Annotated in this window: 6 protein-coding genes and 1 pseudogene; 2 read left to right on the plus strand and 5 right to left on the minus strand. The window is 59.5% G+C overall.

All coding sequences use genetic code 11. From position 1 onward, the window contains the following. Positions 1-267 precede the first annotated feature (267 nt). Positions 268-3,069, plus strand: coding sequence for a UvrD-helicase domain-containing protein (locus F9K07_RS21130; RefSeq protein WP_159595293.1), 2,802 nt, complete (start codon positions 268-270; stop codon positions 3,067-3,069). Here the strand turns inward: F9K07_RS21130 and F9K07_RS21135 are convergent. From F9K07_RS21135 to F9K07_RS21155, 5 genes are read right to left on the minus strand one after another with little or no spacing between them, the layout of a single operon-like run. Further along, the gene (locus F9K07_RS21135; RefSeq protein ID WP_159595294.1) at positions 3,066-4,397 is read right to left on the minus strand and encodes a hypothetical protein; all 1,332 of its coding nucleotides are present in this window, start codon (positions 4,395-4,397) and stop codon (positions 3,066-3,068) included. The two genes, F9K07_RS21130 and F9K07_RS21135, sit on opposite strands and share 4 nt — an antisense overlap. Next, on the minus strand, positions 4,394-10,660 hold the full coding sequence (locus F9K07_RS21140; RefSeq protein WP_159595295.1) for an AAA domain-containing protein: 6,267 nt from the start codon (positions 10,658-10,660) through the stop codon (positions 4,394-4,396). The genes F9K07_RS21135 and F9K07_RS21140 overlap by 4 nt, the downstream gene beginning before the upstream one ends. After that, positions 10,657-11,292 carry a 4Fe-4S cluster-binding domain-containing protein gene (locus F9K07_RS21145; RefSeq protein ID WP_159595296.1) on the minus strand — a complete coding sequence of 212 codons (636 nt, stop codon included), beginning with the start codon at positions 11,290-11,292 and terminating at the stop codon, positions 10,657-10,659. The genes F9K07_RS21140 and F9K07_RS21145 overlap by 4 nt, the downstream gene beginning before the upstream one ends. Next, positions 11,289-13,097: an AAA family ATPase gene (locus tag F9K07_RS21150; protein ID WP_159595297.1), complete on the minus strand. Its 1,809-nt coding sequence runs from the start codon at positions 13,095-13,097 to the stop codon at positions 11,289-11,291. Before F9K07_RS21150 ends, F9K07_RS21145 begins: the two co-directional genes overlap by 4 nt. A gap of 29 nt (positions 13,098-13,126) precedes the next feature. Then, complete coding sequence (locus tag F9K07_RS21155) at positions 13,127-14,239, minus strand: DUF4236 domain-containing protein (RefSeq protein ID WP_159595298.1); 1,113 nt, start codon at positions 14,237-14,239, stop codon at positions 13,127-13,129. 186 nt (positions 14,240-14,425) lie between these two features. Between F9K07_RS21155 and F9K07_RS32320 the strand changes: the two are divergent. Further along, a pseudogene (locus tag F9K07_RS32320) lies at positions 14,426-14,687 on the plus strand (IS3 family transposase); the annotation flags it as partial. Between the last annotated feature and the right edge of the window lie 452 nt (positions 14,688-15,139).

Consider the following 15,139-nt stretch of genomic DNA (forward strand, 5'->3'; position numbering starts at 1 on the left):
CGAATAAGCGGGCGGCATTGCGTATCGGCCGTGTTGGAGCTGCAAGGCAAGATCATCTTCTGCCGCCCCGCCAACATGGATCGGCCTTCACTTGCACTCTGCCCCAGTGTGGCGGACCTGCATATCCGCATGCGGTAACGGGCTCACGTCATCGACCTGACAGGAATCGACGAGCTAAGCTTGACCGCGGCTGCTGCGATTACCATAGGGGAAACCGGTACGGTGGCGCGACCCCGCGGGCGTTTCCATGGCAATGCAGGACAAGAAATGGCAAAGGAATGGGCCCCCTCGCGGTGGGGCATGCATCTAACCGGGTCATCGGATTGGCGCTTGCGCCTGAAGGGACTGGATCTCGCCCTGACGCTGCTGGGCCACTCCCACCGAGTCAACGTTGAGGACGAGACTACCTACCGCGTCCAAGCCGGGACGTTCTGGACGGATATCACGTTCTATCCTGGGCAGGAGCGTGAGGTGAAGGCCGATGGGCTGCCTAACGCCCAAGGCGCAACTCTCGTTCAAGCGTTGAATGTCGCCTTGACAGAGCAGCGTCTGCGCAGAGATCTATGGTTTCTCCAGGGCGAGCAGCAAAAAATTGACCGCTGGCTGGAGCAAAAGGCCGATCAGGAACGGGCCTGCGCAGAGCAGCGGCGCTGGCTCACCCACGAGCAGCAGGACATCGTCTTGGCGGCCCGGCCGACCGTTAACCCCACCGCCGTCCGATCCCGCCTGCAGAAGGCTGGCGTGGTGGTCCGGTTGGGCGCGCAGGCGAAGGCAATCGAGCGCGCGCTGACCGCGTGGGAGGCCGACTACCGCCCCGCATGGGCCGCGCTCAACGCCGCCCACGTCGCACGCGAGCTGGTAGCCTGCAAGAATCTGCTCGACCGGGTCGAGAGCAAGCCGCTGACCGAGGAGCAAGCCCGGGCCGTGGTCTACTTCGACAACCGTGTGCAGGTCGTGGCCTCGGCCGGCTCCGGCAAGACCTCCACCATGGTGGCGAAGGCGGCCTACGCCATCCACCGAGGCTTCGTGACGCCCGAACGCATCCTTCTGCTGGCCTTCAACAAGCAAGCAGCAGAGGAACTCAAGGAGCGCGCGGCCCAAGCGTTTGAACGCCTGGGTATGGAAGGCGTGACTGTGGAGGCTTCCACTTTCCACGCCTTGGGCTTGCGCCTCATCGGCAAGGCCACAAAGGAAAAGCCCGACATTCCCGACTGGGCGACCGACGCGACAAGTGGGGTGCGAAAGCTCACCGAGATCGTCGACCAGTTGAAGGATGGTTCCCTCGCGTTCCGTCGCCAGTGGGATCTGTTCCGCTTCGTCTTCGGACGAAACCTCCCTGCCTTTGGTTCTCCGGAGCCCGCCGACGTGTGGGACGCTCAAGGCAAAGGCGCGTTGGTCACAAACCGGGGCGAGCGGGTTAAGAGCCTAGAAGAGGTGATGATCGCCAACTTCCTGTTCTTGAACGGGGTCGAATACCACTACGAGGCACCTTACCCGCACCGTACCGCGGACGAAGCGCACCGGCAATATCGCCCGGACTTCTACTATCCCGATCTGGACCTGTTCCACGAACACTTCGCGCTCGACGCCCACGGCGTGCCTCCACCCCATTTCGAGAACTACCTGGAAGGGGTGCTCTGGAAACGGCAGTTGCACGCGGAGAAGGGCACGACGTTGTTCGAGACCACCTCACACGGCCTGCGCCACGGTGACGACTTCGAGCGACTGGAGCGCGAGTTGACCGCTCGTGGGGTATTGCTCGATCCCAACCCAGACCGTGAGATTCCCGAAGGTGGGCAAAAGCCCATGGAGTCTATCGAGTTGATCGGGCTGATCCGCACCTTCATGAGCCACGCCAAGAGCAACGGCTTGAGCATTCCCGCCCTGCAGCAGCAGTTGGACGCGATGCCCCAGGATATCTTCAAGCACCGCCACCAGAGGTTCCTGGACATCGCCGCCCCCATCCTGGCAGCCTGGGACCAAGCACTGGCGGCCGAGGGTGGAATTGACTTTGAGGACATGCTCAACCTTGCCGCCGGGCATCTGGAGAGTGGCCGCGTGGAGTCGCCTTACGATCTGGTGATGGCCGATGAGTTCCAGGATGCCTCGCGTGCCAGGGCTCGCTTGTGTCGCGCCTTGGTTCAGCCGCCTGGCCGGTTCTTCTTCGCGGTGGGCGACGACTGGCAATCTATAAACCGGTTCGCTGGCGCGGACGTGGGGGTGATGACGGGTTTCCGCGAGTGGTTTGGCCACGGCCAGGTGCTCAAGCTCGAACAAACCTTCCGCTGCCCGCAAGCGTTGTGCGACGTCTCCAGCGCGTTTGTCTCGAAAAACCCCGCTCAAATCCCCAAACGCGTGCATTCCGCCACCCCGGCCCAAGGCCCGGTGCTTCAGGCGTTCCAGGTACACAGCAAAGACCAACTGGCTGATGCTATCGACCGGTTCGTGATGACCCTTGCAGAGGGGGTGCGCGAGGGCACCATCCCAACGGGCCGCAGTGGCAAGGTTTCCGTCTACGTGCTCGGGCGATACAACACTGACAAGCAATACGTTACAGCGAACCAACGTCGCCTCAACCGCTGGGTGGACATTTCGTTCCTGACCATCCACCGCTCCAAGGGCAGCGAGGCGGACTACGTCATCCTGCCGGAGATGCTCAGTGTCCTGAAGGGGCGCAGCTTCCCCAACACGCGCACCGACGACCCCGTCTTGGCCTTGGCCATGCCCGATGGGGACAACTTCCCACTGGGGGAAGAACGTCGCCTGTTCTACGTAGCCCTGACCCGGGCCCGGCGCACGGTGGCGATGTTCACGGTTAAAGGGCGATGCTCAACGTTCCTTCGAGAACTTGAAGATCAGGGAGCCCTGGTGCTCACCGACACCGACGGCAAGGCCGTCAAAGAGGATGCCTGTCCGGCTTGCAAGCAAGGCGTTCTGGTGCTGCGCTCGGGGCCTTATGGGGAGTTTCGCTCCTGCTCAAACTACCCCTCGTGCCACTACAAACCACGCCGGCATTGGTCGACGCCTGCGCCTGTCGTTCCTCGAAAAGGAAAACGTTGGTTGGGCTAGCTTGCCCTCTTAGAGACAGACGCGACCTTTCTGCGCACTTCCTCGGCCGGCGCCACTATCACTATTTCGCGCAAGGGCGTTGCCCCTACACCCAGGGCTTTTTCGACTACTAGCTGGCCTCCCAGAGAAGCAATATGCTCCTGGAGATTGCTGAAATCACCGCACCATGTCTCTTCCTCCGCGCGGTCCTTCGTCATATCGCGTCCCTTGTGAAACGCAACGGATCGCACCTGCATTCGAGACAGGTCTCCAGCCCCCATGACCTGCACTCCATAGCCAGGCCGATTCGGACTCTTCATCACCAGACCTCCATTTTCAGTGGCAGCAGTGCCCAAGCCCTCATGCAGCGTGTATCCGAGTTGCCTTAGCCCATCGAGAACAGCGCGCCTCCTGGCTGATGCTGCGTGAGACTTCTGAACCTCGAGAAGCTCCTCCCTAGCCGATACGAGGATGCCCTCTAAGTCTCCGAGCCCCAACGTCATGTCAGCGCCCTTGAGGCGACCCAACAGTGCAGCGTTGGACGACCGATCTGAGAGCTGAGTGGCCAGGTGCTCTGCCTCAGCCAGCGCACTGGCCTTTTGACGCGCAACAGTCTTGCTGTGTCGAATCGCCATCTGCAAGCTGTCCATCCTCATGCTCCGTTCTGCTGAAGCTGGACTGAGCAACAACTGATCGAGCTTGCTCTGAGTGGAGGCTGCCCCTTCCACATCCCGCAGAAGCTCCAGCTCAGCGATGTCCGTAAGCACTTCTTGTAGACGCTTGTCGGTCTCAATATGCTGAGCACGCCAACTCTCAACAGTTGCTCCAGCGCCAGCACCGAGTCGAGTTGCAAGTTGCTTCTGCTCCTCGGTCAACCCTTCATCCGACAACGTCGCAAGAGAACGATTCGCCTCAGAGAGCACGCGATCCAAGTCATCAAGCGCGAGCTCTCCTCTTGAAGCCATCTCAAGACGTCGCTGTAAGTCGGCGGCGAATCCTGAGGATGCTGCCAGCAAGGCAGTGGCGATTCCCTTGCCATTGAGAGCGCGGGCGCGAGCAACGGCCTTGGCCTGGGCAGCAGCTTCTCGCCTCCTCGTTGCATCCGCATTCAGAAAGACAACCTCTGCAGTGGCAGCTCGCTCAAAATCCGCGAACTTGTCTTCACGCAGCAGCGTCTCGAGTTTGTCACGTCGCTGCTTGGTACTGTCCTGCTCGGCATTGCTCACGCCCGAAGTGCCCTGAGAACGCTGCCAATCGACAACGGCCTGATTCAGTCTGGAGAGCAACGTTTCCCCTGCCGCGACGAGTTCTTCCCGCGTCACCACGCGGACGACTTTAGGACCGCTCATACTCCCTCCTGGATGGTCAGCGCAACCCGGACGGCGCCGACAAGGTTCTGACGTTCGCGCTCGCCGTCGTGGTACCACCCATGACACGAGACGCGGTGCAGCACCCGCAATGACCGCTGCAGGACCTGGGGGCGCCAAACCTCGCGTGCTCGCGCATGCTCCAAGAGCGGGTGTCTGGGTGCGTCGCACTCAATGCCGATGGCGAAGAGCCCAGTATCCGGATGCTCAATCGCGTAATCAAGACCGAACGCGTCAGAGTCTGCTGAACTTTTAACTAAATGGCCTAGCGACCGCAGGAACTCCCCCACGGCCTGGTGGAATGCGTCATGTGACCTCTCGCCATGGACAGAGCGAGCCGCTTCGCGTCGGACGGTAAGCCTGGAGAGCAAGGACCTCGAGGTCAAGAGTTCTCCGGAGGATACGAGACGGGCGTATTCCATATAGCCTTGCAGGAAGTCCCGAGGCGTTGCCGGTGGACGCCGCGTACTCAGAAGGTCGCTGATCTCCGCGATAGGCATGGAGGTCACCATGTAGACCTTGCGACGAGAGCGCGTCACAGCCACATTCAGGCGCCGCTCGCCGCCCTTTTGCCCGAGCACTCCGAAGGCACGGCGGAAAGTGCCTTGCTCATTCCTGCCGAATGTGGATGAAAACACGATGACATCGCGCTCGTCGCCTTGCACGTTTTCTACGTTCTTAACGAAGACGCCCATGTCCTCGCCTTGCTCGGAGCGCTCACACTCCTGGCCATAGGCTTCTCTGAAGACCGGATCGGCCTCGGCTCGACTCTCGATGACCTCCTGAATCAGATCCGCCTGCTTACGGTTGAATGTCACAACGCCAACAGACGGGCGGTCAACATATGGCGCGCGCCATATCTCCTGAAGCACATCGACGACACGCTCGGCCTCTGCCTGATTGGTCTGCTCGCGATAGACGCCATCAACGCGAATCATCTCGATGGGACGCACTCTCTTCACAGTTTCATCGGGAACAGTGACGGGGACGCTCAGGTCGTTTCCGTAAAAGGCGGCGTTTGAGTACCCAATGAGCTCTCGGTAGGCAGACCGGTAGTGAATCTGCAATCGCTCGCTCGGAAGGTTGGCACGTGCCAAAAGAAGGAGGTCGGGGCAATCCTTGATCTCGCGCCGATTCCATGTTTCCTCAAAGACATCGCGCTCTTCCTCGCTGGCGCCCTCCTCCAGCATTTCGCCATCGAACTCCGCAGCCTCGTCGCTCTCCACCTTGCTCGCAAAAAAGGCGGTTGGCGGCATCTGTTTCTCGTCTCCACTGACCACCGTGACCTTGCCGCGAAAGAGTGTCGGAAGCGCATACTCCACGGGCATTTGAGACGCCTCGTCGTAAATAACGGTGTCAAAGAGGCCTGGCTTTAGAGGCAACAGTCGGCTGGCGACATCGGGGTTCATGAGCCAGACGGGGCGCAGCTTCATCAGTCCCAGTCCTGCACCGAGTTCCACAAATTCGCGAAGCCGTCTGGCTCGCTGCCCTGTAAGCCGGGTGATGTCCTCCCAATCCCGGATGGGTCGAATGCTTGACGAGTCGAAGTGAACCTTCAGAAACTCGCGATTGAGCTGGCGCATCTCCTGATCGAACTGCTCCAGCGACGCAACCTTGCTTTCAAGCTCAGGCCGCTCAAGCATGAGATCTGGACAGCTTTGCTCCAAGGCACCCTTCCATGCTAGACGGGCCTCTCGATTTAGTATCCGCCGCGCGGCCTTCTCAAGCTCAGATGGGGTAATCGCGTCGAGCTGGTCTTCTTTGATTCGCAGGATCCCTAGCAAGCTGATGGCCAGTTGGCTGAGTTGCTTGGCGCGACCTCGGAACAGTTGGTAAGCGGCCAGAGTCGGGAGAGCCCGCTCCAACGGAGCAATGCGAGCGCCGTTACCGAGATTGCTGCCGATGGCCGTTTCACATTCCTGCACCCACAAAGCTGTCATCCAGCTCTTGAGCCTTCCCAGGGAGGTGCAACTGTCAGTTCTGACTTGGTGCCTCGCGAATGCGGCGTCAAATTCTGTGAAGAGGTGGATGAATGCATCGCGACTACCCTGCTGCGCCACATTGTCCAGCTTTGCAAACCAGGGCGATGCCTGTAGATGGGCGGCATGGCGCGCAACCGTCTGCAGCATCGAGAAAACCGTGTTCGCCGTGGCCAGAAGGGTGGGCCCACTGCTTTCTTCAAGCGCCGGAAGCCCGAGGTGGCCGTGAAGTTCGGAGAGCTCCTTGCGTAACGGCCGCCATGCCAGCTCAAGATCTGCGGCTCTAAGCAATGCCTCCAATCTTGGATGAGATGGCGTGTCCCCCACTGATTGCAAGAACTTCAAAACCCTGCGCTTGCGACTCCACTTGAACAAGTTGAGAGACGACCAGAAACCACTCACTTCTACCGTCTCAGCTGTGAGCTTGCGCAGTTCCGCGAGCTTGCCCGGATTGATGCGACAGAGAAGCGGGGAAAGCTTTGGGTCGCAGTCCTGAGAACGACATCCGCTCAACGCGTCCCGCGTCCGTCGAAGTCCATCCAGATACGCCATGCCCACCATGTCCCCACCAGGCGACGCTTCTCGGAACAGCTTTAACCACTTCGCCAGCGGTTTACGCTGCTCCTCGGGCATCTGCAGAAATTCGTTGCCGTAGGAGCTCAACCAAGTCGCATGGGGAGCAGGGTCGTCCACTTCGAAGCTGGTGGGCTTGGTGGTCAGCACCTGATGGCGCACGTCCTCAGCACTTGTGAAAGCATTGAAGGCCTCCCGGAAGTCATTCAAAGTAGCCAGATCCGCAGAGAACGCCTCGGTACTCGCGAGCGCACTGCCCTCGTAGCGCGCGGGCAGCCAGTATCGAACCACTGGAGCCAGCTCTTCCTCCAACGTCGCAAGTTCCGCAATGTTCAATCTTTGGAGCATTGGTCGCAAGGCTGGCACTTCCAGGGGAGTGTCTGGTGTCTCGAGCTCAATGAGCTCCCCGATGAGCGCGCGGTAGCTCAGACCTACCGCTCCATCAATCCTGTGTAGGGCAGCGTGATGGTTGTCCAATGTGGCTTCATGCGCTTCAATACGCGCGGCCTTCATCTCCCGCTTGCGCTGGATCTGGTCAACGATACCGGTGGGGCGACGGGTCAAGGCTTCAAGCTGCTCGCGCACTGCCTTGATGATGGGCTGGCGGTCCTTGTTGACATCATTCACAAGGACGACGCGGTCGCCCAAGTCCTCTGCGACGAGCCGTTTGTAGACCACCTCGAGTGCGGCGTGCTTCTGACAGATGATGAGCACGCTACGGCCCTGCCCGATGGCGTCCCCCACCATGTTCACAATGGTCTGGCTCTTACCCGTTCCTGGTGGACCCTCGACGAGCAGCCCGGGTGCAGTTCGTGCCTGCAGAACTGCCTTCTCCTGTGATGGGTCACTGAACACGGTAAAGAACCGATCCACCTCTTTTGGGCGTGCAGTCTCTGCCAGCATAGGCTCGTTCTGGCGCAGCCTCAAAGCAGTCTCAAGTCCGGTGCCAATCGGGCTTTGCGTTTGGAGTTGCCGAATCTCCTCGCCAATTGCTTGACCCATAAAGGTCATGTGAAACAGCACTGCAGCACATTCCAGCTGCAAGCTTCGAACAGGAACATCTACCTTTGGCCCTGGGAGGACAACGAGCGACCTGTTGCGAGGTACGGCCAGCGAGCCGAATGCGTCAATCACATCTACTGCGCGCAGCGACGATCGCCCGAGCAACTCTTCTGTAGCCCGCACCCACTTCTTGTAGGTTTCCTGGCCGACGAGAGTCTCAAGTGCCGGGTTCAGTCGTATTTCCTCGCGCTCGCTGTCAAACGAGACCTGGACGTTGGTCCTCGCCCCTACCTCATGGTGAACGCGCACGGGCCACAGCAGTACGGGGGCAATCCGGACGGCGGTTGTGGCCTTTGCATCCTTCGTCAACAGGAATGGGAACCCCAAATACAAGCCGTCAATGCCAGTATCTCTCTTGTAGAGCTGGCTATGGCGCTCCAGGGAATGCAGCCTATGTGCTGTCGTTCCCTCCGCAAGAAGAGGCGTGGGGTCAAGAACGATGGGGTTCGAGTTGCGCTGGAGCAGGTGATCCAGCAGCCCTGCAGCGTCCAACCTTGGTGCGTGGAGCTCTTGAAGGTCAACCCGCGGCGTACTCTTGCCAATCGTCATGCGCACCAGCGGTCCGCGCAAAACTGTCGTCACAACCTTCTTCTCGAAGAATGTGAGTATCTGGGAAACATACTGCTGCTTGTGAGGCTCCTGCCATTGTTGCTGTGGCACGGCCAGAAGAACCAGCGCCTGCGCCAAAGGCAAGCGGCGCTCAAGACGAAACTCATCCGCCCAACCGTTGACAACAACGTGGCCGCACCGCGCGAATCCCTCGATGCGCTCTGCCACCGCTTGAAATTGCTCGCTCCTTGGCCAGGTCACCTGGTCCCGCGCGACCTCGTCTTCAAATGTGGCGACGTTGTTGGCTTCAGCCAGCTGCCTCGCCTCCTCCACAATCGCATCGCACGAGCGGAACAACGTGGGTGCGGCAGAGAGGACGACAATGAGATCCTCTTCACTCAGGCTTCTGCGCTCGATCAAGCTCAGCAGGCCCATGTGCTCAGAGTCCGGGAACACTCGTCTGCGCGTATCCCATTCCGCACTCAGTCTTGCGCGAGAGGCGCTCAGCAGATAAAGGCGCAGGGTCGCCTCGTCGAGTTCGACATTGAGGTTGGCCGCCCGCTCGCGCACGGCCTGTGCTCGTGACTTGAGGCGTGAGAGCCAACTATCCTGGCCCAAATCTTGAAGTAGGTCGGGTACCGTCCCTGTCACCAGCTCGTACCCTTCGACAGGACTCTCGAGCAACCAACGGGGGCTCACGATGACGCCCCGCATCACCGGAGGCATGTCAGGATTCAGTACCTTCAGGCCCAATAGCAAACGGCTGTCGTTCGATAGCGACTCGTCCCTGACAACTCGGCGCAGGTCGGCCAACTGTTGAGGCGGCACATTCAGCGTTTGCGCCCAGGCTGTCACCACTCCGCGTGCGAGCTGGTCTCGTCCCTCCTCCCACCCACTTTGGCTCGCGGCCGCGAGTGCATAAGATGACAGTGTGAAGAAGCGCTGCCCCCCAAGCGATACGGATGGACCAGAAGGCTGCGATGTGCCTTCACCGAGTCCATCAAAGACTTCCGGAGCTTTGCCGTCAAGCCACTCCTGCACCTGCGTCCACTTCCAGCGGCGCTGTCTATCGCGCGTGAGGAGGCCGCGCAAAAGCAGCGCAACATCAGAAGGAATATCCTTAGGGACGGGAACCCCGTTGGTCAGGACGTGTATGAGAAACGCCTGTGGCTCAATGCCCTCAAAGCACTTTCCACCTGTAATCTGCTCCAGGAGCACGATACCGAGACTCCACCAGTCCGAAGCTGCGGCAACCCCACCAGCAACGGCCTCCGGAGCGGTGTATCTGGTGATTTCCAATGGGGCCACAATGTCGAGGTCGTACTCCGACAACCTGGCGGACCCGAAACCGCTGACTACCAAGTCCAAGGGGTCGCGATTGCGCACCAGCAACGTTCCTGGACGGATATCGCGATGTCGCAACCCCACTTCGGCCAATGCGTCCAACGCCTTGCCCAGTTCGTACGCAATGCGACGAATACCTGTCGAGTCGACGACTACCGTACCCAAGTCCGCGAGTGTTCCGGCAGTGAGTTCCTCAGCAACCTCGAAGGCTCGCTCTTCCCATCGACCGAAGGCAAACGTTCGGGGAACATGTTCGTTGGATACACGCTCCAGCGTTTCGTACACAAGCGGATCCGGCTCCCATCCATGGTGATACAGCGTGAGGACTCCCCGGCGTCCAGCACCATCCTCCTCCACAAGATACCGGTCACGCCTGCCAGTCGTAGAACTAATTTGCTGCAGTACGTGCCAGCCGCCAATGACGGTTTCCGACGCAGGCTGCTCGACTTCCGGTGCGTCTCCTGGTGCAGCGACATCTGCACCGCATTCAAGGCAGAGCAGGTCGCCGTCAGCAACAGGATGACCGTTGGTGCACACCGCCCCCTCTGAAGCTCCGGGCTCCGTTGGCGCAATGGATACAGCGGCGATGACCGGCGCAGGGCGCCAGCCTGAGGGAGAGATAGGAATGCCACTCAGGTCCCAGTTGCAATTCGAATCACCTGCTTGTCCCTCGCATGTCATCTCAAAAAGAGGACGCTCGGTCGTACAGCTCGGACAGACACGCACGAGCTCAGTCATTGACGCCCCTCAGTAACCGAAATGACATGTCCTTGGCTGGCAAGGAGCGCCTGAAGCTTTCTCATATCTCCCCTCTGCGGGATGCCGGCTAACCAGACGGCGCCATCGTTGTCCACCATGAAATCGAGATTCTTTGTATCGCCACTGTCGTCTCGTTCGAAGCAAGAAAACTCAGCCTTGCCTTTCTCAGTCAGCAGGTGCAACCGTTGGTTGTCGCTGCCTCGAAGCAATAGCGTCTGTCTTTCGTCAAGCATGAACGGCTCGGACATGAGCGCGTCTATGAGCCCCTCTGCCACTGCTGGATGGGAGCAGATCGAACTATAAGAATGTCCGCTGTAGACGAATACTGAACCATGTGTGAGATGCCGCACCCCCTCCACTACCGCCATAAGCGCGTCGGGCTGGTCAAATGGCTCTCCACCAGAAATGGTCACGCCGTCGCTCTCGGCGAGCCACCCTCGAATGGACTCCAGCAGCATTGATACCTCCACATCCGCTTGCCGTGGGTGCCAAGTGTCCATGGATATGCAGCCTGGACAGCGCACTGAGCACCCCTGGAACCAGATTCCTACACGTCGCCCAGGCCCCAGAGTGGTCACCGGGAAGTGCACCCGGGACAATGCGACTTTCATGTCTGCACGCGCCTGAGACTCAGCGCGCCAGCGCTTAGCTCAACCACTTCAAACTGCTCGCCGGCCCGGGCGTCCGTATCAAAGAGCTCACGAGCCAACGGGTTGAGCAGATGGGCCTCGACGTGATTGCGGATGCCCCGTCCGCCGTTCGAGAGATCCTGAAGGCACAGTACCCGAAGACTTCCCAGAGCATCTGGAAGTACTGTCACTGTCAGTTGCTGCGCGGAAAGGTCCGAAAGGGTGCTGCTGACCATTTGATCGAAGATTTGACCTGCCACGTCTTCACGAATGAAGTCAAATACGATGACGTTTTCACCCATGCGGTTCAGAATCTCGGGGCGATTCAGCACGTACTTGAAGTGACGGTCAATCTCGTGCTCGACCTTGTGCTTGACCGCAGCGTAGGGCTCATCTGGTGACACGTTGAGCACTCTCTCGCCGTGCTCGCCCAGCTTGTAAATGCCAAGATTCGAGGTGAAGACAATGAGCGCTTCTGAGAAGTAGACACGGTCGCCTCGGCCCGAAGTGAGGACGCCGTCATCAAGAATCTGAAGAAACTTATCCAGCACCCTTGGGTGTGCCTTCTCGATCTCGTCGAAGAGGACCACACTGAAGGGCTTCTCCCGTATCGCGTTGGTAAGCTCGCCGCCCGCGTCGTAGCCGATGTAGCCGGGTGGCGCTCCAATAAGGCGCTGGTCTGCGTGCTCCGCGCTGAACTCGGACATGTCGAAGCGGATGTATGCACTTTCGTCGCCGAACAGAAGACTGGTAACGGTCTTGGCAAGCTCCGTTTTTCCAACCCCGGTTGGTCCCGCCAGGAACGCCACACCTCGTGGACGGCCGCCCCTGCGTCCCCCTCCAACGCCAGTCATAGCGCGCTTAACCATATCGAGCATATGCACGACGGCATCTGGCTGCCCTTTGACGCGCTGCCGAATGAACGCATCAGCGTTCTTGATTTTCTCCCTGTCGATGCCCTGCCAGGGATCCTCGGTGACGCCGACCTTGTATCTCCTTACTGCGTCACCGATGCGGTCCAGAGGCACGGCTTCGACCCGTGAAAGAACTGCGATGGAGTTGAGGTCAATGAGCAGCATGCCTTCGGTGCCGTCGACGAACTCGTTCAGAGCCTTTTGCACAACTTCGGGGGTAGCCTTTGCGGCCAACGGCCGAAGCAAAGCCGGAGCAAGAGCCCTACGCACCCGGTTATCAGGACGGGGCACCGGAATGTGGCGCACCCGTGGATTCCCAACCAAGAACCAATCGGGAAGGTCTCCCTCCTTGTCAACAACCCACACCACTGTGTTGAAGAAAGGCTTACGTGCTTCACCGACGGGTCGAGCTCTAGCTTGGTGAGACAACATCAACGCCCTGGTAAAGAGCTGGTGCTCCTGCGCACTGAGATCTGTCGGACGAGTGAGAAGGCGGGCCGCAAAGTCAATGACGAGGGCAACTGGTGCGCCTTGGCGTTCAATCAGTCTATGCAAGCATGACGAGAGACCTTCGGCTCCTGCTCCACCTTCCATCAAAGTCCCAAGGTCAGAACCTGCTTCTCCAGCAGGAAACCCGGGAGCTTGCAGTCGACTGAATCCTGTCAACGGGGCGTAGTGCAGCGTCTCCGCATAGCCCGCCTGTCTCAAAGTCAATGCCAGGGTTTCTGCGAGGGGCTGAGTGGTGACGATGCCCTCAGTAATCTGGACAGCCTGAAAATCGCGCACGTTTCCGGAGAGCACGAACTGGCTCTTAAGTGGCAGAAAGCGCTCCAAGTCTCGCTGCCACCTGGGCACCTCAAAACCTGCTGACATCGACTGATCTCCTTTCTGCGACTTTTTGGTTACGCGCGGACCGTGCCTCGATTCGCTGCCGACATGACCCTGACCGCACCGGCAAGGGAGTCGAACCCTCCGTCCTTTGAAATCATGAGCCGGATATCAAGGCCCTCAGAGGTTGCCATGTTCAATTGGTGGTATGCGCAGAGCGGATACTCGCGGTTGTCTTTGAAGCGCCGGTCGGGTCCCCCGGACTTGTTGACGTACTTCCATGTTCTTCCCACCACCGTCGCATCACTTGGAACAGAGCCAGTCTCCACAAACTGTGTCCTCTGTGCGACGGCTTGAAGTCTCTCATACAAGATAGCGCCAACCGCCTTCCCCTGAAAGGCAAGGATTCTGTCTGGGTAGAACGCGAGTGTCGTTCGCCCGGCTTGCAAGATGGGGACATCAATGTTCGCCTTCACACCGGGCACCTGACCCAACTTCAATGTAGCCCCTGAGAACTTCAGTCCCTGGCTTGCACCAGCGGAATACTTGAAGTCTGCATAACGAGACGTGCTCGAGATGGCCTTGACCATCTTTGAAGAGCCGGCAGATCTCGCGGCATCGCAGATAGCTTCAAAGTCAGCCTTGGCAGCGGAATCGGGATCGAAGAACAGAACTGTGAGCTTCTGCATCGAGTCTCGCCAATACAGCCACGCGACAACGGACATGAGGACAACTGCGAGCAAAATTCGCCACACCCCGGATTCCGCTCCTATGAGCGATGAGAACCAGAAATACACCACGACTGCGATGGCAACAGCGACAGGCCAGGTAGATGACTTCTTGCGCTGCTCGTTAATGCTCAGTAGCAGGCCGTCGCTATTTGAATCGGTCAGCTGCAAAACGCATGTGGTGTCGTGTTCTGTCGTAGCGACGACGTTTGGTTGTGGTGCTTGCGTTGCGCTGGACTCAAGTGGCTGCGTTGTGGCCGCGAGCGCCTGTCGCCGAGTCGTCCTGCCACTCAGGCTACTGCGATATCTAAAGCCGCCTGCTCCGCCGCTTATGTAAGCGCCACGCGGCCCCGTACCGACGCGCAGACCTGGCACGCCCACGGACATGCCGATCCCTGAGCCGGAGAAATTGAAGCGCACCGCGCCGAAGCGAACGCTCTTGGCAAACGTAAGTCCCATCAGGCCTCCTCCACTTGGCTATGTTCAACACACGCTCGCTGTGTCGCGATCGCAAGACGGCAGCTACGGCTGTCAATTCATCGTAACATTCTGTCGCATTTGCACATTTAGCAATGGTGCCCACGGAGTGCGCCGAACCCTCGTGTGAGATCGTTCATGCGTCTGCGTCACCTGAATTGATCCGGCGCAGGTGTATCCGCCGGCGAGGCGGTGGTGCCAGCCTCCGAATTGGCCGCGGCCCGGGCCGAGATTGCAGAGCTGCAGCGCGTGCTGGGTGAGAAGACGCTGGAGAACGAGATCCTCAAAGAGGCCGTGGAGTGCGCCGCTAAAAAAAGTGGATTGCGCGCTCGCCCTTGTTGTCTGGGGACGGCCAATGATGGCTGTGTGCCAAGCACTCGGTCTGGCGCGCTCGAACGTTCACGAGCTGCGCAGCCGGCCGGCCTCTTGGGTCGAGGGCCGAACTGCACACGCGCCGCATGGCGACGCTCAATTGCTACAGACATCCGTGAGCAGATCACAGGGTTGCCCAGCGAAGGCTACCGGCGCGCGTGCGCGCTGGTCAATCGCAAGCGCGCAGCCACGTGTGCGCCGCGTGTGAACACGAAATGGACGTCCACGGCTTCCACCCAGATCGCGGGAAGGGCCAGGCTCCGAGCGCACGCGGGAAGAAGTGAAGCGCGGCATGGCGTGGACTGTAGGGCGGGATGGTTTTTCCGCATGCTTTCGGGTACTCAGATTAAAGAGTGCGCGATTCCTGCCGATCAACAAACGGGGGGATCTACCTTCGCCAACCTACGAGGCGATTCACTCCGTTTAAATGGAGTGAAGCTTGCTGTGTCGCTTCGTCACAGATCTCGCGTTGCCTAGAATTCGGTCAACTTCAACGTCATGTTCAGGAGG

This window comes from Hydrogenophaga sp. BPS33, from assembly GCF_009859475.1.
In the GTDB taxonomy this organism is placed as follows: Bacteria; Pseudomonadota; Gammaproteobacteria; order Burkholderiales; family Burkholderiaceae_C; genus Hydrogenophaga.

Bases quoted from the DNA above. Each gene is read 5' to 3' on its own strand.
- F9K07_RS21130 (WP_159595293.1), top strand. From the start codon at position 268: ATGGCAAAGGAATGGGCCCCCTCGCGGTGGGGCATGCATCTAACCGGG.
- F9K07_RS21135 (WP_159595294.1), bottom strand. From the start codon at position 4,397: ATGAGCGGTCCTAAAGTCGTCCGCGTGGTGACGCGGGAAGAACTCGTC.
- F9K07_RS21140 (WP_159595295.1), bottom strand. From the start codon at position 10,660: ATGACTGAGCTCGTGCGTGTCTGTCCGAGCTGTACGACCGAGCGTCCT.
- F9K07_RS21145 (WP_159595296.1), bottom strand. From the start codon at position 11,292: ATGAAAGTCGCATTGTCCCGGGTGCACTTCCCGGTGACCACTCTGGGG.
- F9K07_RS21150 (WP_159595297.1), bottom strand. From the start codon at position 13,097: ATGTCAGCAGGTTTTGAGGTGCCCAGGTGGCAGCGAGACTTGGAGCGC.
- F9K07_RS21155 (WP_159595298.1), bottom strand. From the start codon at position 14,239: ATGGGACTTACGTTTGCCAAGAGCGTTCGCTTCGGCGCGGTGCGCTTC.